Source organism: Methylobacterium sp. 88A, assembly GCF_000376345.1.
GTDB lineage: Bacteria > Pseudomonadota > Alphaproteobacteria > Rhizobiales > Beijerinckiaceae > Methylobacterium > Methylobacterium bullatum.
Genome location: NZ_AQVT01000001.1, coordinates 3,919,366 through 3,941,910, shown reverse-complemented (window position 1 = coordinate 3,941,910; position 22,545 = coordinate 3,919,366). Strand labels below are relative to the sequence as shown.

The following is a 22,545-nucleotide window of genomic DNA, read 5'->3' as shown; positions in this document are numbered from 1 at the left end:
GTGTCCGCCACCGCCCTCCGCGAAGAGGCTTCGGACCCGTCGCCATCCGCCTCCCATGCCCTTCATGGCTCCGACCGGATCTGGCCGGAGACGAACTGCTACGTCGATCTCTGGATCGAGCTGCTGCACGGCCGGGGCCTCGTGCCGGAAGCCATGCTCGGCTTCACCCTGCGGCAGGATTTCGAAGGCGACCAGTTCACCTTCTTCAAGCCTCCGCCCGGCGACATCGAACGGCTCTACGGATTGTCGATCCAGGAACTCGCGATCTTCGAGAGCCTGGAGGCGCATGCCGGCGTGCAGGTCGCGCGCGGATGCCCGGTCCTCGTGGAAGTGGACGCGATCCACCTGCCCGACACAGTCGGCACTGCCTATGGTCGCGAGCATGGCAAGACCACGATCGGGATCCTCGGCCTCGACGCGGGCGAGCGCACGCTCGACTACCTCCACAATGCCGGCCGCTTCCGTCTGCAGGAGGGCGATTACGACGGCATCTTCGCCGCCGGAATCCTTTTTCCCTATGCCGAATTCGTGAAGCCGGTCGGCCCGCCGCTGTCGCCGGGCGACCTGCCCCGTGCCGCCCTCGACCTGCTGCGCCATCACCGGCGCTTCGCGCCACGGACCAATCCGATCCTCGCTTTCCGGGATGCCCTGGCGGAGCGGGCGGAGGTGCTGGTGCAGAACCCGCTCAGCGTCTTCCACGGCTACGCCTTCAACACGACTCGCCAGCTCGGAGCCAATTTCGAGCTTCTCAGCAGCCATCTCGCCTGGCTCGACAGCCATGGCGTTGCCGACATGGCTTCCGGCTCGGAACTGGCGCAAAAGCTCGCGGCGGAAGCCAAGGCCTTCCAGTTCCAGCTGGCGCGCGCCTTCGGCCGGCGTAACGCCGCGGGTCTCTGCCAACGCCTCGACGGGCTGGCCGGCACCTACGATGCGGTCTTTGCCGCCCTCGACCGCGCGCTGTCCTGAGAGGCATCGCGGTGGCGCGTATCCTCGCCGTCGACGGCGTGCCGGCCCTCAACGTCGAGGGACCTTGGCACCTGGTGGTGACGCCGTCGAACGCCTGCGCGACACCCTGCGACCTGCCGGGCGAGGGATGGATCGCGGCCCGCGTTCCCGGCACGGCGGCGGCCTCCTTGCGCGAGGCCGGGCTCTGGTCCGAGGCGGCGCCGACGCCGCTCCACGACTCCGATGTCTGGTATCGGGCCACTCTCTCCGGCACCGGCCGCGAGCGACTGCGCTTCGAGGGGCTGGCGACACTCAGTGAGATCTGGATCGACGGGGTGCTCGCCGGTACCGGCCGCTCGATGTTCCTGGCCCGGGAGGTCGAGGCGGATCTCCCCGGTAAGACCGAGATCGCCCTCTGCTTCCGCTCGCTTTCGGCCGAGTTGGCGCGCCCGCACAAGCGTGGCCGCTGGCGACCGCTCCTGGCGAGGCCGGGCTCGCTGCGCCATGTCCGCACCAGCCTGCTCGGCTTCATGCCGGGCTGGTGCCCGTCCATCGACAGCGTCGGCCCCTATCGGCCGGTGACGCGCAAAGTTCTTCGCGGGGACGACGTGGACATCGCGTCCGTCGATCTGCGCACGGCCCTCGATGGCGGGACGGGACGCCTCACCGTGCGGATCGAACTCGACGGCGTGGCCGAGGGACCGGCGTTCCTGATCTGCGACGGCCGCGAAGTCGCCCTTCGTCAGGTCGCCCCCGGAGGGTTCGAGGGCGAACTCCTGTTGCCGGACATCGCCCCGTGGTGGCCCCACACCCATGGCGAGCCGAGGCTTCACGCGGTTGAAGTTCTGGTCGCGGGCAGGCGCATCGATCTCGGCCGCGTCGGCTTCCGCACCATCGCCCTGACCCGCCCGTTCGAGGAGGGGTTGAGCCTCGCGATCAATGGCGTGCCGGTTTACTGCCGCGGCGCCTGCTGGACGCCGCCCGACCTCGTCGGTCTGCCCACCGACCGCAACAGCTATCGGCCCCTTCTCGAACTGGCGCGGGAGGCCGGCATGAACATGCTGCGCGTGCCGGGCATCACGCTCTATGAAGCTTCGGCTTTCCACGATCTCTGCGACGAACTCGGCATCCTGGTCTGGCAGGATCTGATGCTGGCCAATTTCGATTATCCGACCGACGATCCCGCCTTCCGCGAAATCCTCGTCGAGGAGATCACGCAGTTCCTCGACCGCACGCAGACCTCGCCCTCGCTCTGCGTACTGTCGGGCGGAAGCGAGGTCTGGCAGCAGGCGGCGATGCTCGGTTTCCCGCGCACGGTCTGGGCCGGCAGCTTCGTTACGGAGGCGCTTCCCGATCTGGTGGCCAAGACCAGGCCCGACCTCGTCGTGGTGCCCAACTCCCCCTCGGGCGGCGATCTACCCTTCTCCACCTCCGCCGGGGTGACGCATTATTACGGCGTCGGCGCCTATCGCCGTCCGTTCGAGGATGCCCGCCGGGCCGAGGTCGGATTCGCCTCCGAATGCCTCGCCTTCGCCAACGTGCCGGACGCCGCGACCCTCGCCGAATGCGGCCTCACCGATCTCGCGTCACCCCGCTGGATGGCGGGAATCCCCCGCGACCGGGGGGCGGATTGGGATTTCGAGGGCGTGCGCGACCATTACGTGGCGACTCTGTTCGGTGCCGATCCCGAACGGCTCCGCCGGGAGAATCCCGAGCGCTACCTCGCGCTCGGCCGCGCGGCGAGCGGCGCGTGCATGGAGGCGGTGTTCGCGGAATGGCGCCGGGCGCGCTCGCCCAATGCCGGCGGGCTCGTCTGGCTTTTTCGCGATCTCGCGCCGGGGGCGGGATGGGGCGTCGTCGACTGCCTCGGGCGTCCGAAACCCGCCTGGTACGCCCTCAAGCGCGCGTTCAGGCCGGTCCAGGTCACCCTGTCCGACGAAGGCTTGAACGGACTCCATCTCCATGTCCACAACGAGACGGCGCAGCGGCTCGATGCGACCCTCCGCCTCGCCTTCACCGATGCGGGCGGCCGGGTGGTCGTGGGGGCCGAGCGGGTGATCGAGGTCGGCCCGCGCGGCTCCGTCTCATGGTCCTCGGCGGAACTGCTGGGGCGCTTCTTCGACGCCACCCATGCCTACCGGTTCGGGCCGCCGGCCCATGTGCTCGGCCATGCGAGCCTCATCGAGACCGGCACGGACGAGGTGATCGCCGAGGCGTTTCACTATCCGCAGGGGCGGGATTCCGAACCGCGTGATCTCGGTCTCGGCGCCGAACTCATCGCCGATGAATCCGGCTGGGCGCTCCGGATCGCCACCGGACTGCATGCCCTCGATGTCCAGATCGTGACCACGCTCGGACGGCCGTTGGACAATGGTTTCTCCCTCGCGCCGGGGGCGAGCCGTCTCGTGCCGCTCCTCTGCACTTCGGAGACAGCGCCCGAGCCGGCGGGACGCATCAGCGCCATCAATGGCATCGAGGTCGTGAGGTTCGGTCGGGATGGCGTTTGAGACAGTCCCTGTCGGGAGCGATACCGCTGCGTCGCCCCTGCCGCTGAGCCCCGTCTCCTTCGACGGCCTGTTCGGCTGGTTCAGCCCGGGGATCTCGCGCTGGGGTGTCGTCCTGTGCGCCACCCACGGCTACGAGCAGCTTTCGGCGCATCGCCCCTGGCGGGCCCTCGCCGAGGGGATCGCCGCCACCGGCTGCGCCACCCTGAGCTTCGACTATCCCGGTGCGGGAGATTCCGCCGACGCGGAGGCCGACAGCGTCGAGGGCCGGGTGCGGGCGATCCGCCGGGCGATCCGCCATCTCCGCGAGGAAGCGGGGGTGGAGGAGATCGTCCTCGTCGGGCTTCGCCTCGGCGGCACGCTCGCGGCCCTGGCGGCGGAGGGGGATCACGTCGACCGGCTCGTCCTGCTGGCGCCCTTCGCGACCGGGCGCGCCTATCTGCGCGAAATGAAGATGCAGTCGCGCACCATCGGGCGCCTGCCGGACGGATCGCCACTGCCGCAGGAGGAGGGCTGCCTCACCGTGGGCGGATTCCATCTCGGTCCCGCTCTCGCCGCCGAACTTTCCGTCATCGACCTCACCAAGGCCGAGCGGGCGCCGGCTCCTGACATCCTGCTCGTCGGGGCTGAGGCCGGCGGGCTCGGCCCCCGTTACGCGGCGCTGGGGGCGCGGGTGACGACGCGGCCCTTTCCCGGCCTCGCCGCCCTCGTCGCCAACCCGCTCTATGCCGAGACGCCGGACGAGGTGTTCTCGGCGGTGATCGCTTCCGTCGCCGAAGGGGCGCAGCCCCGTCCCGTCCCGGCCGCCGCGCTCCCGCCGCTCCCAGCCGATCCGATCCGGGGGGACGGCTGGTGGGAGGAGCCCTCGCGGTTCGGCCCGTCTCTGTTCGGCATACTCTGCCATCCGCGCGACGTGGAAGCGGCGCGACCGATGGTGCTCTTCGTCAATGCGGGCACCAACGTGCATTCCGGCTGGGGGCGGCAGACGACCACGCTCGCGCGACGCCTCGCCGGCCAGGGCTTTCCGTCCCTGCGCATGGACCTGCGCGGCATCGGCGACAGTCCGAACCGGCCGGGCGGTGCGTCTCCCCTCTACAGCCTCGACGCGCTCGACGATGTCCGCGCCGCCCTCGACCGTCTTGAGACCGTTCGATCTGGTCCGATCGTCATCGTGGGCGCCTGTAGCGGGGCCTATCTCGCCTTCCGGGCCGTCTGCCGCGAGGAGAGGCTGAAGGGCGCGGTGCTGGTCAACCCCTATTGCTTCGACTGGAACCCGGCGGACGACGTGGATAGTGTCATCCGCAACGTGTTCCGGAACGCCTCGACCTATGCCGGCCTGCTGAAGCAGGGAGCCGCATGGCGACGCCTCGCGCGCGGCGAGATCCGCGTCGGCGCCATCGCGCGGGCGATCAGCCGGGCCGCCATCGGGCGGGTGGGTAAGCGGCTCGCCCTCCTGCTCCGGCCCCGCCCTGCCGGCGGAACCGTGGCGCAGCGCATCGCCGCCCTGCGCCGGCGCGGTGCCCATCTCGAACTCGTCTACAGCGCGGGCGATCGTGGCCTTGCCGCCCTGCACGAGGCGCTCGGCCGCTCCCCCGCGAGGATGGCCCGCCGCCTCGGCGGCCCGGTGACGATCATCGAGGGGGCGGATCACGATCTCAGTCCGGTCGCGGCCCAGGCGCGGATGATCGAGGTGCTCGAGCGGCTGCTCGCGCGCCTGCGCTGAAGTCTGGATCGCCGCGCCCCTCCGCGACGGGTATGATCGCCGGAGCCAACGGAGCCTCCGCGTGACCTTGCCCGATCCGACGCACTCACCCGCTCTCCGCGACCGCGCCCGCGGCGCTTTCCTCGGCCTCGCGATCGGCGACGCCCTCGGCACCACCCTGGAATTCAGCCGCCGGGATACGCTTCCGCATCACACCGAGATGACCGGCGGCGGCCCGTTCGATCTTGAGCCCGGTCAATGGACCGACGATACCAGCATGGCTCTGGCGCTTGCCGAGAGCCTGCTTCAGGCCGGACCTTTCGACCCCTACGACCTCGCCACCCGTTTCGTCGCGTGGTGGAAACAGGGCGCCTATTCCTGCACCGGCGCCTGTTTCGATATCGGCCTGACGACGCGGGACGCCCTGGCCCGGTTCGTCGAGACCGCCCGAGCCGAGTCCGGCTCCACCGATCCGGACACCGCCGGCAACGGCTCTCTGATGCGGCTCGCCCCCGTCGCCCTCGTCACTCTGCGCGATCCCCGCGAGGCCGAACGGATCGCCGAGGCGCAGAGCCGGACCACCCACGGCGCGCCGGAGGCCGTCGAGGCCTGCACCTATTTAGTCCAGCTCCTCCGTGGTGCGATTCTCGGCGAGGCGGATATCCTGCGTCCGCGCACCGTCGGCGGCTCCGCCACATCGGCCATCGGGGCGATCGCCCGTGGCTCATGGCGCGGGAAGACACGGGCCGGGATCCGTTCGTCCGGCTACGTGATCCACACGCTGGAGGCGGCCCTCTGGGCGGTCGGCAGCACCGAGACCTTCGAGGACGCGCTGATCCTGGCCGTCAACCTGGGCGAGGACGCCGATACGGTCGGCGCCGTCACCGGCCAGCTCGCGGGCGCCCTCTACGGCGCCTCGGCGATCCCCGAACGCTGGCTCCGGCCCCTGGCCTGGCGCGAGCGGATCGTCGATCTCGCCGACGCCCTGGTGGCGAAAGCCTGATCCCGGGCGCATCGCGCGTTGCCGTCATGATCCGCGTATGAAACACACCCCTGTGGACGCTCGCGCGAGGGCCGACCGGATCGTCCCCGTTTCGAGGGTGTGAATGACCGCAGCGCCAACGGCCTTCTCGACCACGCGGCTCATCGTGATCCTGGCCGTGGCCGGCTTTGCCAGTACCTTCGCCGGGCGCGCCATCGAGCCCCTCGTCGGCGTCCTCGCCCGCGATCTGCGCAGCGATCCGCATACGGTCGCTTTGCTGTCGACGGCCTTCGCGCTGCCCTACGCCCTGATCCAGCCGATCCTCGGGCCGGTGGGGGATTCGCTGGGCAAGGAACGGGTCATCGCCGTCTGTCTCGGCATCCTCACTTTGGCGCTCGCCGGATGCGCGCTCTCGGCGGATCTCACCGTACTGTTCGGGCTGCGCGTGCTCGCGGGCGCGGCGGCGGGCGGCGTCATCCCGCTGGCGCTGGCCCTCATGGGCGACAGGATCCCGCTGGAGCGCCGACAGGTCGCCATCGGCCGTTTCCTGGTCGCCGTCATCCTCGGGCAATTGTCCGGCTCGACCTTCGCCGGTCTGATCGAGGCCGATGTCGGCTGGAAGGGCGTCTTCGCCATCACGGCGGCCATCGCGGCGGTCGGCTGCGCTGCGGCGATCCTCGGCTTCGAATGGGCGGCCGGCGCGGCACCCAAGCGCTTCGCGCTGGGCGAGGCGGTGGCGCGCTACCGCACCATCGTCGCCATTCCCCGTGCGCGGGTGCTGTTCGCCGCCGTGTTCATCGAGGCGATCGCGGTGTTCGGCATCTTTCCCCATCTCGCGCCGCTCATCGAGGCACGCGGGGAGGGCGGCCCCCGCGAGGCCGGACTGGCGCTGGCGGGCTTCGCCGCCGGTGGTTTGCTCTACTCGGCCTTCGTCGCCCTCCTCCTGCGTTTCCTCGGGATGCGCCGGATGCTGGTCGGCGGAGGCGCCATCTGCGCCGGCGCCCTCCTCGTCATCGGCAGCGCGGGAAGCTGGCAGGTGGATTGCGCGGCCCTCGTGGCGCTGGGCCTCGGCTTCTACATGCTCCACAACACCTTCCAGGTGCAGGTGACCGAGGTCGCGCCCACGGCCCGCGCCTCGGCCGTCTCCCTCCACGCCTTCTCGTTCTTCTGCGGACAGGCTCTGGGCGTGGCGATCCTCGGCGCGGCGCTTCAGGGACTCGGCCAGTTCACCGCGCTCGCACTCTGCGCCATCGTGATTCTGGGTGTCGGCAGTCTCACCGGGAAGCTGCTCTCGCGGTAGGATCACGCGCCCATCGTCGGGGGAGGCCGCCTACGTCTCCGGGAGCCCCGCATACCACTCGGCATAGGTCGTGTTCGCGACCATGCGGCGGTTCTGGTCGGGGGCGCCGTCCGTCCACCAGACGGGGCCGCGTTCGCCCAGACCGTGCTTGGCGGCGTCGACCGCCGCGCGGGCGCGCTTCATGTCGGCCTCGTCGCCCGAGCGCTTGGCCTCCTTCACCGCGCGTCGGGCATCCATCAGGGCCTCGACCAGATGCTCCCGCTTCTCTTCGCTCAAGTTCGGATCGGTGCGCCGCCAGAGCCGTCCCTTGACGACGATGTAGCGGCCGTCGGGGGTCTCCAGCGCTGGCATCCGGTCTCCGTTCCCTCATCGACGCTCATCGGCACGGCAACGCGCGGGCGGGTGCCGGCGTGCCGCGTCAGCGGGGCAGGATCGGCGTGCAGACGAAGCGTCCGCTGCCCGGCAGGGGGACGATGGCGACGTCGATGCCGTAGAGGAGGCGCAGGGTCTCGGGCGTGACGGCCTCCTCCGGTCTGCCGAGTGCCAGGAGCCGGCCCTCGTGCAGGAGTGCGACCGTGTCGCAAAGGAAGGCGTGATCCGGGTCGTGGGTCGAGAGAACGATGCCCATGCCGCGTTCCTTGAGGCGCCGCACCTGGTCGAGGACGCGGGCCTGATTGCCGAAATCGAGGCTGGCGGTGGGCTCGTCCATGACGAGGAAGCGGGGTTCTCCCGCTAGCGCCCTGGCGATGAGGACGAGCTGGCGCTCGCCCCCGCTGATCTCCGTGTAACGCCGCTCGGACAGATGCCGGATGCCGAGGGTGGCGAGCGCCTCGAGGGCGATCGCCTCGTCCGCACTGCCGGGGGCGGCGAAGGCACCGAGGCGGCTCGCCCGGCCCATCAGCACCACGTCCTGCACGCGGAAAGGAAAGAAGGCGGCATGGGCCTGGGGCACGTAGGCGACGCTGCGCGCGAACCGCGCCCGCGACCAGGTGGTCACATCCTCGCCGTCGAGGGTGATCCGCCCGGCTTTCGCGGGGAGCAGGCCGAGGAGGGTCTTGAACAGGGTGGTCTTGCCGCCGCCATTCGGACCCAGAAGGCCGAGCACCTCGCCCGCCTTCAAGGTGAAGCCGATGCCCACGCCGAGGGGCTTCGTGCCGTAGCCGAAGGCGAGGTTCTGGACTTCCAGGCTCAAGCCCAGCCCCCCTTCGCGGTGGCCAGGAGCCAGAGGAAGAACGGTGCGCCTATGAGCGCGGTGAGGATGCCCAGCGGCACCTCGATCGGTGCGACGGTGCGGGCGACGAGATCCACCGCCAGGAGATAGCCCGCCCCCATCAGGAGGGAGGCCGGAAGCAGGCGGCGGAAGTCCGGCCCGACGATCAGCCGGGCCACATGCGGGATGATGAGGCCGATCCAGCCGATCACGCCGGTGACGGAGACGGCGGCGGCGGTCACCAGGGTCGCGGCGGCGATGAAGAGCGGGCGCAGCACGCGCGTCTCGACGCCCAGCGCCCTGGCCTCTTCCTCACCGAGACTCATGAGGTTCATCCGCCAGGCGAACAGGACGAGGGGCAGCAGGCCGAGAACCATCGCCGGCAGGATCGCGCCGACATCGCCGAGAGTGACGGAAGCGAGGCTGCCGAGCAGCCAATAGGTGATGGCGGGCAGCTGGTTGTAGGGGTCGGCCAGCACCTTCAGCAGTGAGATCGCTGAGCCGAGGACGGCCCCGATGGCGACGCCGGCCAGCACCAGGGTGAGCACCGGATCGTGCCGCCGCACCGCGAGGCCCACCGCATAGACCGCGCCCACGGCGAGCATTCCCCCGGCAAAAGCGAGGAGCTGGATCGCGCCGACGGGGAGCGAGAGGAAGATGCCGAGGACGGCACCGAGGCTCGCGCCGGCCGAGACCCCGAGGATGTCGGGCGAGACCAGGGGGTTGCGAAACAGGCCCTGGTAGGTCGAGCCCGACGCGGCGAGGGCCGCGCCGACGACGAGGCTCGCCGCCACGCGCGGCAGGCGCACCTGCAGCACCACGATCTGCGCGGTCGGATCCATGGAGGAGGAGAGCCCAAGCAGCTTCGCCCAGAGGATGCGCGCCACGTCGGCGATGGGCACGGCGTACTTGCCCGTCGCCAGGGAGACGAGAACGAGGAGCAGCAGCGCGAGAAGCGGGAGCACGCCCGCCACGGCGAGGCGCAAGGCAGGCCGGGCGGCGAGGGAGGAGGCTGTCACGGGCGTGCGGCCCCTGCATCCTTCAGCAGGGTGTCCAGCTGCGCCGCGTCGAGGTCCACATGGTAGAAGCGCCTGTAGAAATCGCGCGTGATGCCCTCCATCGGCTCGGGGAACAGGTCCGGATACAGCCGGGCCGCGAGCCAGCGCAGGCCGATCAGGCGGTTGATCCCCGGTGGGGAGTCGAACCAGCCGAAGGGCAGGCGCGGTGTCTGGTAGACCCGGCCGGCCCGCACGGCCCGCAGCGTGCTCCAGAGCGGATCGGTGGATATGGCCCTGTGGAAGGCGGGATCGAGGGTGACGATGGCGTCGGGATCCCAGGCGAGAACCTGTTCCGGCGAGATCGTGGTGAGTCCCGCTGCGCCCCCGCCCTCCGCGACATTGCGAGCGCCGGACAGGTCGAGGATCTCGGTATTGATCGAGCCCGAAACCCCCGTCTCCAATCCGCGTGGCCCGCGAGCGTAATAGACGCGCGGCCGCCGGTTGGCGGGGACCGAGGCGATCCGGCCCTTCACCTCGGCGATCATCGCCTCCGCATGGGTAGCGAGATCGCTGGCGCGCTCCGGGACGCCGATGAGTTCCCCGAGCTTGGCATAGGTCTCGGACGTGCGGTCGATGGCGCCGTCGAGGAGAATGTACGGAATGCCCGTCTGGGCCTGAACCCGGTCGGCGAGGGAGACATAGGTCGGCGCCGTGCTGCCCACGTCGATGATGAGATCCGGCTTCAGGGTCAACACGGCCTCGACATTGGCGGTGTTGCCCTTGCCCGTCAGCCGGCCGTAGGCGGGCAGGTCACGCGTCTCCGGCGTCAGGAAGGCGGCCTCGTCGGGGGAGGGGGCGCGGACCCAGCCGATCATGGTCTCTGGGGCCAGGGTGTAGAGCAGGACCGAGGCCGGCGGACCGGCGGCGAGGATGCGGCGCGCACGCTCCGGCACCTCCACCGTTCGCCCGGCCGCATCGACGAACGGGCGGGCAAAAGCCGCCTCCACGGAGAGGGCGATGCCCGCCAGAGTTATCGCGACCGCCACGAGCGCCTTCAAAGCACGGGACGGAACGTGGTTCCGGGCGGTGGCCGGCGGGATGAAGCGAAGGATCATGGCCTGGATCGTATCATGGCGACGGGCGCGGCGCTCCGTGGCGCACGCGCCCGGAACCGAGGCCGCCGTACCCTCTCGTTTGTCATCCGCAGGGGGCTGCTATACAGCCCCGGCCTACCGATCCGCCCGGCGGAGGTGGAGGCTTCGGGACCTGCCGACGTGATGGTCGGCCATCCTCCCGGTCCGTCATGGATCTGTCACCGCCGGCGGCGAGAGACGGTTGGTCGAGACGCCTGATCGAGGCGGCCGAGGAGAGAGCCTGATGAAGATCGCGATGATCGGCGCGGGGTATGTCGGCCTGGTCTCCGGTGCGTGCTTCGCCGATTTCGGCCACACGGTCTGTTGCGTCGACAACGATCCGGCCAAGATCGAAGCGCTCGAGCAGGGGCGCATCCCGATCTTCGAACCGGGCCTCAACACGCTAGTGGCCGACAATGTCCGCCAGAACCGCCTGACCTTCACCACCGACCTGACGAGCGCGGTGGCCGCCGCCGACACGGTGTTCATCGCGGTGGGCACGCCGTCCCGGCGGGGCGACGGCTTCGCCGATCTCTCCTACGTCTATGCGGCGGCGCGCGACATCGCCGCCGCGCTCACCGGCTATACGGTGGTGGTAACCAAATCCACCGTTCCCGTCGGCACCGGCGACGAGGTCGAGCGCATCATCCGCGAAGTGCGGCCCGATGCGGATTTCGCCGTGGTGTCGAACCCCGAATTCCTGCGCGAAGGCGCGGCGATCGGCGATTTCAAGCGGCCCGACCGCATCGTCATCGGGGCCGACGACGCCCGCGCGGCCAACGTGATGAACGAGGTCTACCGCCCGCTCTATCTCAACCAGGCGCCGATCCTCGTCACCGGCCGGCGCACGGCCGAACTGACGAAATACGCCGCCAACGCGTTCCTCGCCACCAAGATCACCTTCATCAACGAGATCGCCGATCTCTGCGAGCAGGTCGGCGCCAATGTGCAGGAGGTCGCCCGCGGCATCGGCCTCGACAACCGCATCGGCTCGAAGTTCCTGCATGCCGGGCCGGGCTATGGCGGCTCCTGCTTCCCGAAGGATACCTTGGCGCTGGTGAAGACCGCCCAGGATTGCGGCACGCCGATCCGGCTGGTGGAGGCGGTGGTCGCCGTCAATGACCAGCGCAAGCGGGCCATGGCGCGCAAGATCGTCACCGCCTGCGGCGGCTCGGTGCGGGGCAAGACCATCGCGCTGCTGGGCCTCACCTTCAAGCCGAATACCGACGACATGCGCGACGCGCCGTCCCTCTCCATCGTCGCCGGCCTGCAGGATGCCGGCGCCCGCGTCCGCGCGCACGACCCGGAGGGGATGGAGGGCGCGAAGCACCTGATGCCGGACATCGCCTATGCCGACGACCCCTATTCCTGCGCCGAAGGGGCGGACGCCCTCGTCATCGTCACCGAGTGGAACGCCTTCCGCGCCCTCGACTGGGCGTTGCTCGCCGAGAGCATGGCCGCCCGGGTGGTGGTGGACCTGCGCAACGTCTACCGGGGCGAGGACGTAGCTCGCCACGGCTTCCACTATGTCGGCATCGGCGTTCCGACGCCGGAGGCGTGAGCCTCCCGCGGGATCAGAGGATGAAGTCGCTCGCCTGAAGATCGCCGACGATGGTCTTCAGCAGGATCTGGAAATCCGCCCGCCCGTTCCCGTCGACATCGCCTTCGAGGAAGGTGGAGCTTCCGGACACCCGCATATGCAGGTCCCCGGCTCGGGCGAGGGCGGCATTGCTGATGAAGGTGAAGCTCTGGTCGCCCTCGGCACCGGTCACCGCCTGGATCGCGGAGAGGTCGATCCGGTCCTGGCCCGAAGCGAAATCCGTGATCGTGTCGTAGCTCTTGCCGGTGGGGCTGTCCGAGATGGCCTGGAAAGCGAAAGTGTCGTTACCGACGCCGCCCGTGAGCGTATCCTTCCCCGCGCCGCCGACGAGAATGTCGCCGCCTCCGCCACCCTTGAGCTTGTTCGCCGCATCGTTGCCGAGGAGCACGTTGTCGAGCGTGTTGCCGGTACCGTTGATGGCTGCGTTCCCCGTCAGGGTCAGGTTCTCGATGAATTGCTTGCCGAGGGAGAACGAGATGGAGGCCTCGAGGCGGTCTGTGCCCGCCATTGGCCGCTCGAACACGCGGTCCCCGGCATCGTCGACGATGTAGACGTCGTCGCCACCGCCACCGGTCATCGAATCCGCGCCGGCATAACCGTCGAGGAGATCTGCGTATTTCGATCCGGTGATGGTATCATCGCCCGACAGAATCGCGACCCGAACGCTCGCGGCATCCTGCTCGCGATAGATGAGGGCCTGCTCGGCCGTGATCGCCAGACCCTGGATCTCTACGAGGGTGCTGGCGCCGAAAGACAGGGTGATGCCGTTCGTCACGCCCGTGACGGGGTAGGGGCCGGAATCGTAGGAGAACCCGGACCCGACGATGTCGAAGAAGATGTCCTCGCTCAGCGAGGCGCGAAAACCCGTCTCGACCTGATGGGAAGTGCTGACCTGATCGTCATATGAATAGATGTCGATCGTATGCGTATCCAAGGGCAGCGAGGATTTGATCGTTACCACGCACGCACTCTCCATCACCGTGTTCGCCCGCTCCCCAAGAGGAGCGGGCGGTGTCGATGATGTGATTGCAACCGAAACCTGAGAAAGGCTTAAGGCCGAGCATCCGCCCTGTGGGCGGAGCCGTCGGACGCCGCAGGATGATGCTGCAGTTCATCCCCAACGGTACGCCGTCTCCGAGCCTTGCCCAGAGCCGGCGTGTCTCACGCCGCCGCGTCGATGGCGGTGGAGGCCCGGCGCACCTTGCGGTCCATGCCGTCGAGGAAGGCGTGGGCGTCTTCCTTGCGCTCGAAGACGTGCGGGGCGAGGCCACGATTGTTCAGCGCTTCTTCCATCTTGAGGCGCAGGAAGGCGCTCGTCGCGTAGCGCGTGGTGGTGAGGTAATAGTTCGCCGACAGGTATTGGATCATGCTGGCGTAATCGTCGTACAGGTTCTCATTGATGCGGAATCCGTCATGGTTGACCACCGAATTGACCCGCTGGCCGGCCTTCTTGCAGGCATCGACCAGAACCTTGCGCAGGTCGTCGATGTCGCTCTTGATGCGGGCGTGCCAGCCTTCGAGGTTGAGGAAGAGGATGTTGCGCTCGGCGTCGTAGCTGACCCGTTCCGGCAGGTTGAGGTTGAGGAGATCCGAGAGCAACTCCATCGGCTCGTCCCGGAACAGTCGGGCATCCATCTGCGCCGGGTGCTTGATGATCGGTGTGAAACCCATATGGGGCAGGATATCGCGCTCGATATCGATGCCGGGCGCCACCTCGATGAGTTCGAGACCTTCGTCGGTGAGTTGGAAGACGCAGCGCTCGGTGACGTAGATCACCGGCTGCGAGCGCTTCTGTGCGTAGGGGCCGCTGAAGGTGATCTGCTCCACCTGCGGCAGGAACTTCTGCGAGCGCCCCTCGGTGACGATCTTGAGCTTGCCGTCCTCGATCGTGGTCTCCAGGCCGCCCACGGTGAAGGTGCCGGCGAAGACCACGCTTCGCGCGTTCTGGCTGATGTTGATGAAGCCGCCGCAACCGTTGAGCTTGCCGCCGAACGCGCTGGTGTTGACGTTGCCGTGCTGGTCGCACTCGGCCATGCCGAGGCAGGTCATGTCGAGGCCGCCGCCATCGTAGAAGTCGAACATCTGGTTCTGGTCGATGACGCAATCGGCATTCGTCGCCGCGCCGAAGCTCGACCCGGACGCGAGCACGCCGCCCACGGCACCGGCTTCCGTGGTGAGGGTGATGTAGGGCGTCACCTTCTCCTCGTTGGCCACCGCCGAGATGCCCTCGGGGGCGCCGACACCGAGATTGACCACGCCGTTCGGCGGTAATTCGAAGGCCGCGCGGCGGGCGATGATCTTGCGGGCGTCGAGCTTCATCTTCTTCATGCCGCTCACCGGCACGCGGATCTGGCCGGCGAGCGCCGCATCGTGCTGCACGCCGTAATTCATGCGGTGCATCTCGGGCTCGGCCAGCACCACGCAATCGACGAGGATGCCCGGCACCCGCACGTCCTTGGGCAGCAGGAAGCCGTCATCGACGATGCGCTCCACCTGCGCGATGACGATGCCGCCATTGTTGCGCGCCGCCATGGCCTGGGCCAGGCAGTCGAGGGTGAGCGCCTCCTTCTCGAAGGAGATGTTGCCGGCCGGGTCCGCCGAGGTGCCGCGGATGAAGGCGACGTCGATCTTGGTGGCGGTGTAGAACAGCCACTCCTCGCCATCGACCTCCACGAGCTTGACGATCTCGTCCGTCGTCACTTGGTTGACGCGGGCGCCGCCATGGCGCGGATCGACATAGGTGTGCAGGCCCACTTTGGAAAAGAGGCCGGGCTGGCCGGCGGCGCAGGCGCGGTAGAGCTGCGAGATCACGCCCTGGGGCAGGTTGTAGCCGACGATCTTGTTGTCCTGGGCCGCCTTGGCCACCTTCGGCATGCGGCCGAAATTGGCGGCGATGACGCGCTTCAGCAGGCCCTCATGGTGGAGGCGGCCGGTGCCGAGGCCTTTGCTGTCGCCGGCGCCGGCGGTCATGATCAGGGTGAGGCCGCGCGGGGCGCCCGTGTCGACGAAGCGCTTCTCCAGGGCGGCATGAAGCGCCTCCGGGATGCAGCTCTGGACGAACCCCGTGGTGGTGACGACGTCGTCGTGCCGGATGAGGGCGATCGCCTCCTCGGCCGTGATCACCTTATTTTTCTTCATCGACCGGTCTATCCTCGGAGCGCCTCCCCCGTCCCGTCCCTAACACAAGTGATATCTTGCATAGTGTCGGGAGTGCGGAAGTCTTGTTTGGCGCCCATAGCGTAAAGATACGGTCCAGTTTCCGCAAGGGGCCGGTCTAGGGGTAGTAGCGGTGCGAATGTCTTGTTGCACTGCAGCGGATTGGTTGGTTCTCGCCCCCCGATATCCGGCCTTTCCGGCGGTTCGCGAGGATTTTGCGCAATTGTCCGCTCTTGGTTGAGCGGCACGAAGACTTTTGCGGTGCGGGAACGTCGACAATATTCAACATTCTGCGTTCCACCGCTGCCGAGCGCTCCGTGCCGATCTTCATTTCCGGTTTTCCAACCAAGCGGCGAGATCGGGCGCGGTGCGCCGTGGATCGATGGCGTTCATGGCGGGCAGACCTCGTGAAAGTCGTCCATCGGTCTTGCATCCTGGAACCAGCGACGCTCGAAAGGACTGAGCGAGGGACGCGTCGGCTTGCCGGTGCGAGCCTGCTCGGACTGTCGTGTCGTCGAACGCGCGGTGACGCGGGCTCGTCCGGGCGGTCCTTTCGCGCGGCCCTCGATCCCATCAACGGAACCTCGAACCACCATGATCGTCCGTTCGCGTCCAAACCTGATGGCGGTGCTGTTCACGCTTCAGGGCTCGATCCTGCCGAGGGTGGCGCTGAAGGTGAGTTTCATCACCGCGGCTGCCATTGCAGTCGTCGCGGTGGAGCGGGCATGGCCTCATCCCTTCCCGATGAGTGCCGGCATCGGCCCCTTCACGCTGGTCGGGTTGGCACTCTCGATCTTCCTGAGTTTCCGCAACGGGGCCTGCTATGACCGTTGGTGGGAGGCGCGCAAAGCCTGGGGAACGCTGATCCTCGAAGCGCGCTCCTTTGCCCGCCTCCTGGCCGCGCTCCTGCCCGAGGAGCAGCATCGCGCCCTTCGCGCGCGGACGCTGAGGCGCGTCATGGCCTTCGCCCTCGCCCTGCACGCGCAAATGCGCCGTGCCGACGAGGCGGCGGCCGCCATCCCGTGGCTCCCCGAGGCGGAGGCGGCGGATCTGCACGCCCGGCCCAGTCCGGCCGAGGCGGTGCTCGTCCACCAATTGGCCGATCTCGGGCGGGCCCGGCGCGAGGGCGCCGTCTCCGACATCCTGTTCGGCCTCGTGGAGCAGAAGATCGCCGCCCTCGGCCAGGTTCAGATCGTCTGCGAGCGCATCCAGAGCACACCGCTCCCCTTCGCCTACACCCTGCTCCTGTACCGCACGGCCTGGATCTACTGTCTGCTCCTGCCCTTCGGGCTCGCGGGCACCCTGGGCTGGGTGACGCCGCTCGTGACGGCGCTCGTCGCCTATACCTTCTTCGGCCTCGATGCCCTGGGGGACGAACTGGAGGATCCGTTCGGCACCGAACCCAACGATTTGCCCCTCGATGCCCTCGTCCGCGTGGTGGAGGGGATCGTCCGCGACGCACTCGGTGAGCCCGCGCCGCCGCCCCTCGCGCCGGAGGGTTTCCTCCTGCGCTGAGGCGATGGTCGGGGCGATCCGCTCAGTATTCCCAGAAGATCCGCTGCAGCTCCTTGGTGTCCTGCGTCTTCGTCAGGGCGACGGCGGCGAGGATCTTGGCCTTCTGCGGGTTGAGGTCGTGGGCGACGACCCAATCGTACTTGTCGTCCGGCTGCTCGGCATTGCGCAGGACGAAGCCGTCGCCGACGCGGGACGAACGGATGATCTGCACCCCCTTGGAGCGGATGTCCTTCAGGGTGTCGACGAGGTAGCCCGCCACCGAGCCGTTGCCGGTGCCGGCATGGATGATGGCCTTCGCGCCGCCGGCCACGGCCGAGGTGTAGGGTTCGGGGTGCATGTTGCCCGAGCCGTAGACGATGGCGACGTCCGGCAGGGAGTCGATCGTCTCGATGTCGAACTCGGAGGTCGTGCCGTGGCGCTTCACCGGTGCGCGGAACCAGTAGGTCTTGCCCTCCACCACCATGCCGAGCGGCCCCCACTGGCTGAAAAAGGCGGAGGGCTTGATGTTCACGCGCTTGGTGCTGTCGCGTCCGGCCTGGATCTCGTCGTTCATGGTGAGGAGCACGCCCTTGGCGCGGGAATCCTTCGCGCCGGCGACCACCACGGCGTCGAGGAGATTGAGGGCGCCGTCCGCCGAGATCGCGGTGGAGGGGCGCATGGAAGCGACCATGACGATGGGCTTGTCGGTCTTCACAACGAGGTCGAGGAAATAGGCGGTCTCCTCCACGGTGTCGGTACCATGGGTGATGACCACCCCATCGACGTCGTCGCGTTTGACCAGGGCCGAGACCTGCTTGGCGAGCTGGATCAACTGGGCGTTGGTGAAGCTCTCCGACGCGATCTGGAAGGCCTGCTCTCCGCGCACCTCGGCGATCTGGGCGATGGCGGGCACGGCGGCGATGAGCTTGTCCACCGGGACCTTGGCCGCCTGGTAGGTGGCGCTGTTGGCGGCATCCGCACCGGCGCCGGCGATGGTGCCGCCGGTGGCCACGATGACGACACGGGGCTTGGCCGCCGCCGCCGCCGTGGCCTCACCCGGTTTGGCCGGAGCCGGGCCTTCGAGCGCCGAACCCGAGACCGGTGCCAGGGGCAGGCCGAGGCCGAAGGCCAGGGCGATGGCCATCGGAAGAGCGCGGGAGCGGGAGGCTGAAGGGGCGAGCTGCATCGTGGTATCCTGTCACGGGCTTGATCCCCGCATTGTGGCCGCTCCCTCCGCCGAGGCACAGGCCAAAAAGGGGGCGGTCACAGGCTGTTCGTGCATCAATCCGCCCCGTTCGTAACAGGGAGGGTGCGCTTGGGCCGGCTGCGTCGCGCGGCTCGCGCGATCGCGTGGCATCCCGTCCATGGCCGCCATCGGGTATGGATGCGGCCTGTGGTCCGGTAAATGCTTGCAATCGGAACGAAATGACGAGACTTTCGGACGTTGGCAGCCCCTCGTCCGGCTCCGCGTCCGATGCCCCGGGCGCGGAGCCGGACGCGAGGAACCGAGGTCGCCGGTCGTGCGTCGTCTCGTCTGGATCTGGGGATCGATCGCGTGGTGTATATGGTCGATGCTCCAGAGCAGCAGGTGAGTTCCACCACGGACCCGCTGCTGCTCGACAATCAGCTCTGCTACGCGCTCTACGCCGCCGCGCATCGGATCACCCGGTCGTACCGGCCCATGCTGGAGCGGATGGGGCTGACCTATCCGCAATATCTGGTTCTCCTCGTCCTGTGGGAGACCGACGGCGTGACGGTGTCGGATATCGGTCGCCGTCTGAGGCTCGATTCCGGCACGCTGACGCCGGTTCTGAAACGGCTCGAGACGGCCGGTTTCCTGATCCGCAACCGACGGCGGAGTGACGAGCGCGAGGTCGAGATCCAACTGACCGAGCATGGCCGTGACCTTCGCGCCGAGGCCCGCCTCGTGCGGGAATCCGTGATGTGCCAGCTCAACATGTCGGAGCCGGAGGTCCAGGCCATGCGTGCCGACCTCAATGCCCTGATCGAGAACCTCAGCGCCGCCGGCTGAACACCGCCTTGCATCGCCGTGCCGAGGGTCATTCCGCCGGTGCCGGTTGAGTTCGCGGTGTCACACGCGTGTCGTAGGAACGCGGATTTTCTACGCTGGAGGCACGGGAAGCCGTTTTAGTTTGCCGGATAAATTTTGCCTTGAGGGCAATCTTCTTTTTCCGGTAGAGCCAACCCGTGTCCGACACGTCCAAGCCAGCCTCGGCTGTTCCACACCTGCGGGCCCGTCCTCGCGTGACAGACAAGGGGCTTCCGATGATCCGGAGTTCGATGGTCCTCGTACCGATCGCTCATGCTGCGAAAGCGCCCGTCTCGTCGCGGATGCGTACAGTGCCCCGTCACGAGCCTCACTGTCGGCCTCGGCCCGTCGAACCCGGACGGCGGCTGGGCGTTCACCTGCCATGAGTTCAATCCAATTGGAGAGTGAGGCGGAGCCTCGACGCCAAGTCGGTGCCTTGCCGTTCCGGCGCCTTCCGGATGGCGGGTTCAAGATCCTCCTCATCACCTCGCGCGAGAGCCGCCGGTGGGTGATCCCGAAAGGCTGGCCGATGAAGGGCCGCAAGCCGTTCGAGGCCGCCGCCCGGGAAGCCTATGAGGAGGCCGGTCTCCTGGGCGAGATCGGCAAGAGGCCGCTCGGCTTCTATCTTTACGAGAAACGCCTGAAGAGCCGCGATTTCGTCCTCTGCCAGGTCAAGGTGTTCCCCCTGGAAGTGCGCAAGCAGCTCAAGCACTGGCCGGAGCGGAACGAGCGCGAGGACCGCTGGTTCTCTCCCTCCGACGCGGCGGAAGCCGTCGCCGAATCCGGTCTGGCGGGCATCATACGAGCCGCCTGCAAGAGGGAAACCGGGCTGCTCGTTTCAAACGGATTGCTCAAAGGTGGCGAGAAGTGATTGCCAAGCCGCGTTTGATCCGCTAACTCCCCGCTCGTCCCGACACGTCGCGACGATCGGCTGCTGTAGCTCAGTGGTAGAGCACCTCATTGGTAATGAGGAGGTCGACAGTTCAATCCTGTCCAGCAGCACCATTTTCTCTGATCACATCATTGATTTATCTGATGGTGTCCCGATGGTCACGGGACGTGTCGGTCGAGTGCTCAGACATGGCTGGGCACCTTACTTTCCTTCCCATTTTTGATTCACCCGTATCGCCATGAGGCGGATGTGGTGGCGATTGCCTTGACGCTGTCGCGGCCGAGGCGATAGGGCTACGCCCCGTCTCGGCAGCCGGCCTGCGAAACCAAGGCTCGAGCGCGGGGCACACGTGTGCGGCGGTGTCGCCGGTTTCTCGGCATGGCGGCTTCCGACACGGGAGCGGCAGCGCGAACGGTCGGGGAAGCGATCCGCGGCGCGGCGCCCCAGATCGATCGAGAGGGTTTCATCGTGAGCTTTGAGCCGGACCACAAGGCATTGGCGATTCCCGGCCCCGACGTTTCCGACGAGCGACCTTCGGCGGACGCGGAGTCCATCATCGCAGCCCTGGAGAAGGCGGCCGTTTCAGCCTCCGAGTCCCCACCGTCGCTCAAGATGGTGGATATGGCCAAGCGTCTCGTCGTCGAGCTGCGGGTAGCCTGTCGGGGGCGACCCGACGCCAGGCCGATGATCCTGCGCGGCCGCGCCGCCCTCAAGAAGGTTGAGGCTGCGTACCGGCCCGACGGGGCGGATGTGACCGAGGATGCGGTCTCCGCCGACGAGCGCCGCGCCGCGAAGGCCGAGGCGGCCCGCCGTCGCGTGGCCGAGCGCGAGGAGGTGTTCGCGCAGAATGCCGACCGCATGCGCAAGATCGTGGGTGCGTTGACGGCCGCCGCGAAGACCGAGGATCCAGGCCGCTTCACGGTCCAGGCCGGCCTGTGTCAGCAGATATGGGACGAGATCGGCCCCGCGGGCCCGGAAGGGCCCGCCCTGCTCAAAGCCTATCGCAAGGCGACGGCGTTGTTCTGGGCCAAGGCCGGTGTGCCCGAGCCCGGCAAGGCCGAAGACGCGTGACGGTCTCCGGCCCCGGCCGGCTTCGAATGTGCCGTGCCCCGGGACGCAGACGAGACGTCCCGGGGCTTCGTGGCTACGTACGGCGGATCAGGGTACCCGCGCCGTGGTCGGTGAAGAGCTCCAGCAACACCGCGTGGCTGACCTTGCCGTCGAGGATGACCACGGCCTCGACGCCCTGTTCCAGCGCGTAGATGCAGGTCTCGATCTTCGGGATCATCCCGCCCGTGATGGTGCCGTCGGCGATGAGGCGGCGGCAATCCTCGAGGGTCAGGTCGGTGATCAGCTTCTTGTCCTTGTCGAGCACGCCCGGCACGTCGGTGAGCAGCAACAGGCGCTTGGCCCGCAGCGCCCCGGCGATCGCTCCGGCGAACGTATCGGCATTGACGTTGTAGGTCTGGCCGTCCGCCCCGAACGCGACCGGGGCGAGGACCGGAATCAACTCGGCTTTCAGCACCGCATCGAGGACGCCGCGTTCCACGTGCTCGGGCTCGCCCACGAGGCCGAGATCGATCTCCTGCTCGGTCTGGCTCTCCGGGTCGAGGACGGTACGCGTCGCCTTGCGGGCGCGGACCATGTTGCCGTCCTTGCCGCAGAGACCGATGGCGCGGCCACCCTCGGCCGAGATCCAGCCGACGATCTGTTTGTTGATCGAGCCAGCGAGCACCATCTCGACCACCTCCACGGTGGCCTCGTCGGTCACGCGCAGGCCGCCGCGGAATTCGGATTCGATCCCGAGCCGGCCGAGCATCCGTCCGATCTGCGGGCCGCCGCCATGGACGACGATGGGCTTCAGGCCGGATTGCTCGAGGAGGACGATGTCCTCGGCGAAATCCTCCGCCGCCGCGCGGTCGCCCATGGCGTGGCCGCCATACTTGATGACGACGATTTCCTGGTCGTAGCGCTGCATGTGTGGGAGCGCCTGGACCAGGACTTCCGCGCGGACATGCACGTTCGGGAGGGCGTCTTTTGCCAGAGATTCTTTCATCGTGAGGCACTGTCCTCGCTACGGCGCCGGATCGGGATGCGCGACGACGCGCTTCTAGCGCAGCGATGTCGCACTGCGAAGCGCCATAGCCGCCAAAGCTCGGAAAAATGGTCCCGTTGTGAAAGGCGGATCGGTGGTGAGAACGGTCGGCACCAAGGGGGAGGGTATAACCATGCGTTAACCATGTCCTGTGATCCTTTGGACGATTGCACAGGACGCTTCCTCCGATGCTCGCCGCGGATCCCACCCTCGCCCGTCCGACCCTCACCGGCCTTCGGAATCTGACTGCCGCCCTCGCCCAGATCGGGAAGGACACCGCCTCTCCCGCAGAAGTCTGGCGCAGACTGACCGACAGCTACGTCGTCGATCTCGATGCCGTCGCCAGCATCCTGCCCCGCGCCGAGCCCGAGCCGACCTGGCTCGTGCCCCGTAACGAGGATCGCCTCGTCACCGGCCGATCGCGGGCCGGCAAGGTGTCGCTTCGCGCGTGAATCCGAAGTCTTCGCGCCGCGCATGAGAGCCA

At 68.2% G+C, this 22,545-nt stretch carries 19 protein-coding genes and 1 tRNA gene; 12 read left to right on the top strand and 8 right to left on the bottom strand.

All coding sequences use genetic code 11. From position 1 onward, the window contains the following. The 5 genes from A3OM_RS0118870 (at window position 1) to A3OM_RS0118850 (ending at window position 7,433) form a co-directional block, all read left to right on the top strand. Window positions 1-966 carry a DUF1839 family protein gene (locus tag A3OM_RS0118870; RefSeq protein ID WP_018045340.1) on the top strand — a complete coding sequence of 322 codons (966 nt, stop codon included), beginning with the start codon at window positions 1-3 and terminating at the stop codon, window positions 964-966. Between the two features lie 11 nt (window positions 967-977). Then, window positions 978-3,452 (top strand): glycoside hydrolase family 2 protein, encoded by a 2,475-nt coding sequence (locus tag A3OM_RS0118865; RefSeq protein WP_018045339.1) that lies wholly within the window; start codon window positions 978-980, stop codon window positions 3,450-3,452. Then, window positions 3,442-5,172, top strand: coding sequence for an alpha/beta fold hydrolase (locus A3OM_RS0118860; RefSeq protein WP_018045338.1), 1,731 nt, complete (start codon window positions 3,442-3,444; stop codon window positions 5,170-5,172). The genes A3OM_RS0118865 and A3OM_RS0118860 overlap by 11 nt, the downstream gene beginning before the upstream one ends. A gap of 61 nt (window positions 5,173-5,233) precedes the next feature. Beyond that, a complete protein-coding gene (locus A3OM_RS0118855; RefSeq protein ID WP_018045337.1) occupies window positions 5,234-6,154 on the top strand; it encodes an ADP-ribosylglycohydrolase family protein in 921 nt (306 codons plus the stop codon). A gap of 103 nt (window positions 6,155-6,257) precedes the next feature. Next, window positions 6,258-7,433: an MFS transporter gene (locus A3OM_RS0118850; protein WP_018045336.1), complete on the top strand. Its 1,176-nt coding sequence runs from the start codon at window positions 6,258-6,260 to the stop codon at window positions 7,431-7,433. 30 nt (window positions 7,434-7,463) lie between these two features. On the opposite strand, the gene A3OM_RS0118845 is transcribed toward A3OM_RS0118850, so the two are convergent. The 4 genes from A3OM_RS0118845 to A3OM_RS0118830 all read right to left on the bottom strand — a co-directional run bounded on the left by A3OM_RS0118845 (window position 7,464) and on the right by A3OM_RS0118830 (window position 10,756). Next, a complete protein-coding gene (locus A3OM_RS0118845) occupies window positions 7,464-7,784 on the bottom strand; it encodes a hypothetical protein (RefSeq protein WP_018045335.1) in 321 nt (106 codons plus the stop codon). Between the two features lie 67 nt (window positions 7,785-7,851). After that, complete coding sequence (locus tag A3OM_RS0118840; protein ID WP_018045334.1) at window positions 7,852-8,625, bottom strand: ABC transporter ATP-binding protein; 774 nt, start codon at window positions 8,623-8,625, stop codon at window positions 7,852-7,854. Next, on the bottom strand, window positions 8,622-9,662 hold the full coding sequence (locus A3OM_RS0118835) for an iron ABC transporter permease (protein ID WP_018045333.1): 1,041 nt from the start codon (window positions 9,660-9,662) through the stop codon (window positions 8,622-8,624). The genes A3OM_RS0118840 and A3OM_RS0118835 overlap by 4 nt, the downstream gene beginning before the upstream one ends. Further along, window positions 9,659-10,756 carry an iron ABC transporter substrate-binding protein gene (locus A3OM_RS0118830; RefSeq protein WP_018045332.1) on the bottom strand — a complete coding sequence of 366 codons (1,098 nt, stop codon included), beginning with the start codon at window positions 10,754-10,756 and terminating at the stop codon, window positions 9,659-9,661. The genes A3OM_RS0118835 and A3OM_RS0118830 overlap by 4 nt, the downstream gene beginning before the upstream one ends. A 262-nt stretch (window positions 10,757-11,018) precedes the next feature. Here A3OM_RS0118830 and A3OM_RS0118825 point away from each other — a divergent pair, with 262 nt between their 5' ends. Next, window positions 11,019-12,335: a UDP-glucose/GDP-mannose dehydrogenase family protein gene (locus tag A3OM_RS0118825; RefSeq protein ID WP_018045331.1), complete on the top strand. Its 1,317-nt coding sequence runs from the start codon at window positions 11,019-11,021 to the stop codon at window positions 12,333-12,335. A 13-nt stretch (window positions 12,336-12,348) separates the two neighbouring features. Here A3OM_RS0118825 and A3OM_RS24330 read toward each other — a convergent pair whose 3' ends face one another. Continuing rightward, complete coding sequence (locus A3OM_RS24330) at window positions 12,349-13,335, bottom strand: M10 family metallopeptidase C-terminal domain-containing protein (protein WP_245257805.1); 987 nt, start codon at window positions 13,333-13,335, stop codon at window positions 12,349-12,351. Window positions 13,336-13,535: 200 nt separating this feature from the next. Then, a complete protein-coding gene (locus A3OM_RS0118815) occupies window positions 13,536-15,512 on the bottom strand; it encodes an acyl CoA:acetate/3-ketoacid CoA transferase (RefSeq protein WP_018045329.1) in 1,977 nt (658 codons plus the stop codon). Between the two features lie 612 nt (window positions 15,513-16,124). Here A3OM_RS0118815 and A3OM_RS0118810 point away from each other — a divergent pair. Then, the gene (locus A3OM_RS0118810; RefSeq protein WP_018045328.1) at window positions 16,125-17,045 is read left to right on the top strand and encodes a bestrophin family protein; all 921 of its coding nucleotides are present in this window, start codon (window positions 16,125-16,127) and stop codon (window positions 17,043-17,045) included. A gap of 22 nt (window positions 17,046-17,067) precedes the next feature. On the opposite strand, the gene A3OM_RS0118805 is transcribed toward A3OM_RS0118810, so the two are convergent. Beyond that, window positions 17,068-18,210 (bottom strand): type II asparaginase, encoded by a 1,143-nt coding sequence (locus tag A3OM_RS0118805; RefSeq protein WP_018045327.1) that lies wholly within the window; start codon window positions 18,208-18,210, stop codon window positions 17,068-17,070. Between the two features lie 378 nt (window positions 18,211-18,588). Between A3OM_RS0118805 and A3OM_RS0118800 the strand changes: the two genes are divergently transcribed. The 4 genes from A3OM_RS0118800 to A3OM_RS0118785 all read left to right on the top strand — a co-directional run bounded on the left by A3OM_RS0118800 (window position 18,589) and on the right by A3OM_RS0118785 (window position 21,037). Beyond that, entirely contained in the window at window positions 18,589-19,056 is a 468-nt protein-coding gene (locus A3OM_RS0118800) for a MarR family transcriptional regulator (RefSeq protein WP_018045326.1), read from the top strand. A 400-nt stretch (window positions 19,057-19,456) separates the two neighbouring features. After that, a complete protein-coding gene (locus tag A3OM_RS24325) occupies window positions 19,457-19,945 on the top strand; it encodes an NUDIX hydrolase (protein WP_043764370.1) in 489 nt (162 codons plus the stop codon). Between the two features lie 59 nt (window positions 19,946-20,004). Beyond that, window positions 20,005-20,079, top strand: a tRNA-Thr gene (locus A3OM_RS0118790). Between the two features lie 355 nt (window positions 20,080-20,434). Next, on the top strand, window positions 20,435-21,037 hold the full coding sequence (locus tag A3OM_RS0118785; protein WP_245257804.1) for a hypothetical protein: 603 nt from the start codon (window positions 20,435-20,437) through the stop codon (window positions 21,035-21,037). Window positions 21,038-21,110: 73 nt separating this feature from the next. Here A3OM_RS0118785 and argB read toward each other — a convergent pair whose 3' ends face one another. Continuing rightward, window positions 21,111-22,022 (bottom strand): acetylglutamate kinase, encoded by a 912-nt coding sequence (gene argB, locus A3OM_RS0118780; RefSeq protein WP_018045323.1) that lies wholly within the window; start codon window positions 22,020-22,022, stop codon window positions 21,111-21,113. Window positions 22,023-22,249: 227 nt separating this feature from the next. Between argB and A3OM_RS0118775 the strand changes: the two genes are divergently transcribed. Beyond that, window positions 22,250-22,513 (top strand): hypothetical protein, encoded by a 264-nt coding sequence (locus A3OM_RS0118775; RefSeq protein WP_018045322.1) that lies wholly within the window; start codon window positions 22,250-22,252, stop codon window positions 22,511-22,513. Window positions 22,514-22,545: the final 32 nt, after the last annotated feature.

Excerpts from the sequence above, each read along its gene's own strand:
- A3OM_RS0118860 (WP_018045338.1), top strand. The coding sequence starts at position 3,442 with ATGGCGTTTGAGACAGTCCCTGTCGGGAGCGATACCGCTGCGTCGCCC.
- A3OM_RS0118850 (WP_018045336.1), top strand. The coding sequence starts at position 6,258 with ATGACCGCAGCGCCAACGGCCTTCTCGACCACGCGGCTCATCGTGATC.
- A3OM_RS0118845 (WP_018045335.1), bottom strand. The coding sequence starts at position 7,784 with ATGCCAGCGCTGGAGACCCCCGACGGCCGCTACATCGTCGTCAAGGGA.
- A3OM_RS0118830 (WP_018045332.1), bottom strand. The coding sequence starts at position 10,756 with ATGATCCTTCGCTTCATCCCGCCGGCCACCGCCCGGAACCACGTTCCG.
- A3OM_RS0118825 (WP_018045331.1), top strand. The coding sequence starts at position 11,019 with ATGAAGATCGCGATGATCGGCGCGGGGTATGTCGGCCTGGTCTCCGGT.
- A3OM_RS0118815 (WP_018045329.1), bottom strand. The coding sequence starts at position 15,512 with ATGAAGAAAAATAAGGTGATCACGGCCGAGGAGGCGATCGCCCTCATC.
- A3OM_RS0118810 (WP_018045328.1), top strand. The coding sequence starts at position 16,125 with ATGATCGTCCGTTCGCGTCCAAACCTGATGGCGGTGCTGTTCACGCTT.
- A3OM_RS0118805 (WP_018045327.1), bottom strand. The coding sequence starts at position 18,210 with ATGCAGCTCGCCCCTTCAGCCTCCCGCTCCCGCGCTCTTCCGATGGCC.
- A3OM_RS0118800 (WP_018045326.1), top strand. The coding sequence starts at position 18,589 with ATGGTCGATGCTCCAGAGCAGCAGGTGAGTTCCACCACGGACCCGCTG.
- A3OM_RS24325 (WP_043764370.1), top strand. The coding sequence starts at position 19,457 with ATGAGTTCAATCCAATTGGAGAGTGAGGCGGAGCCTCGACGCCAAGTC.
- argB (WP_018045323.1), bottom strand. The coding sequence starts at position 22,022 with ATGAAAGAATCTCTGGCAAAAGACGCCCTCCCGAACGTGCATGTCCGC.
- A3OM_RS0118775 (WP_018045322.1), top strand. The coding sequence starts at position 22,250 with ATGCTCGCCGCGGATCCCACCCTCGCCCGTCCGACCCTCACCGGCCTT.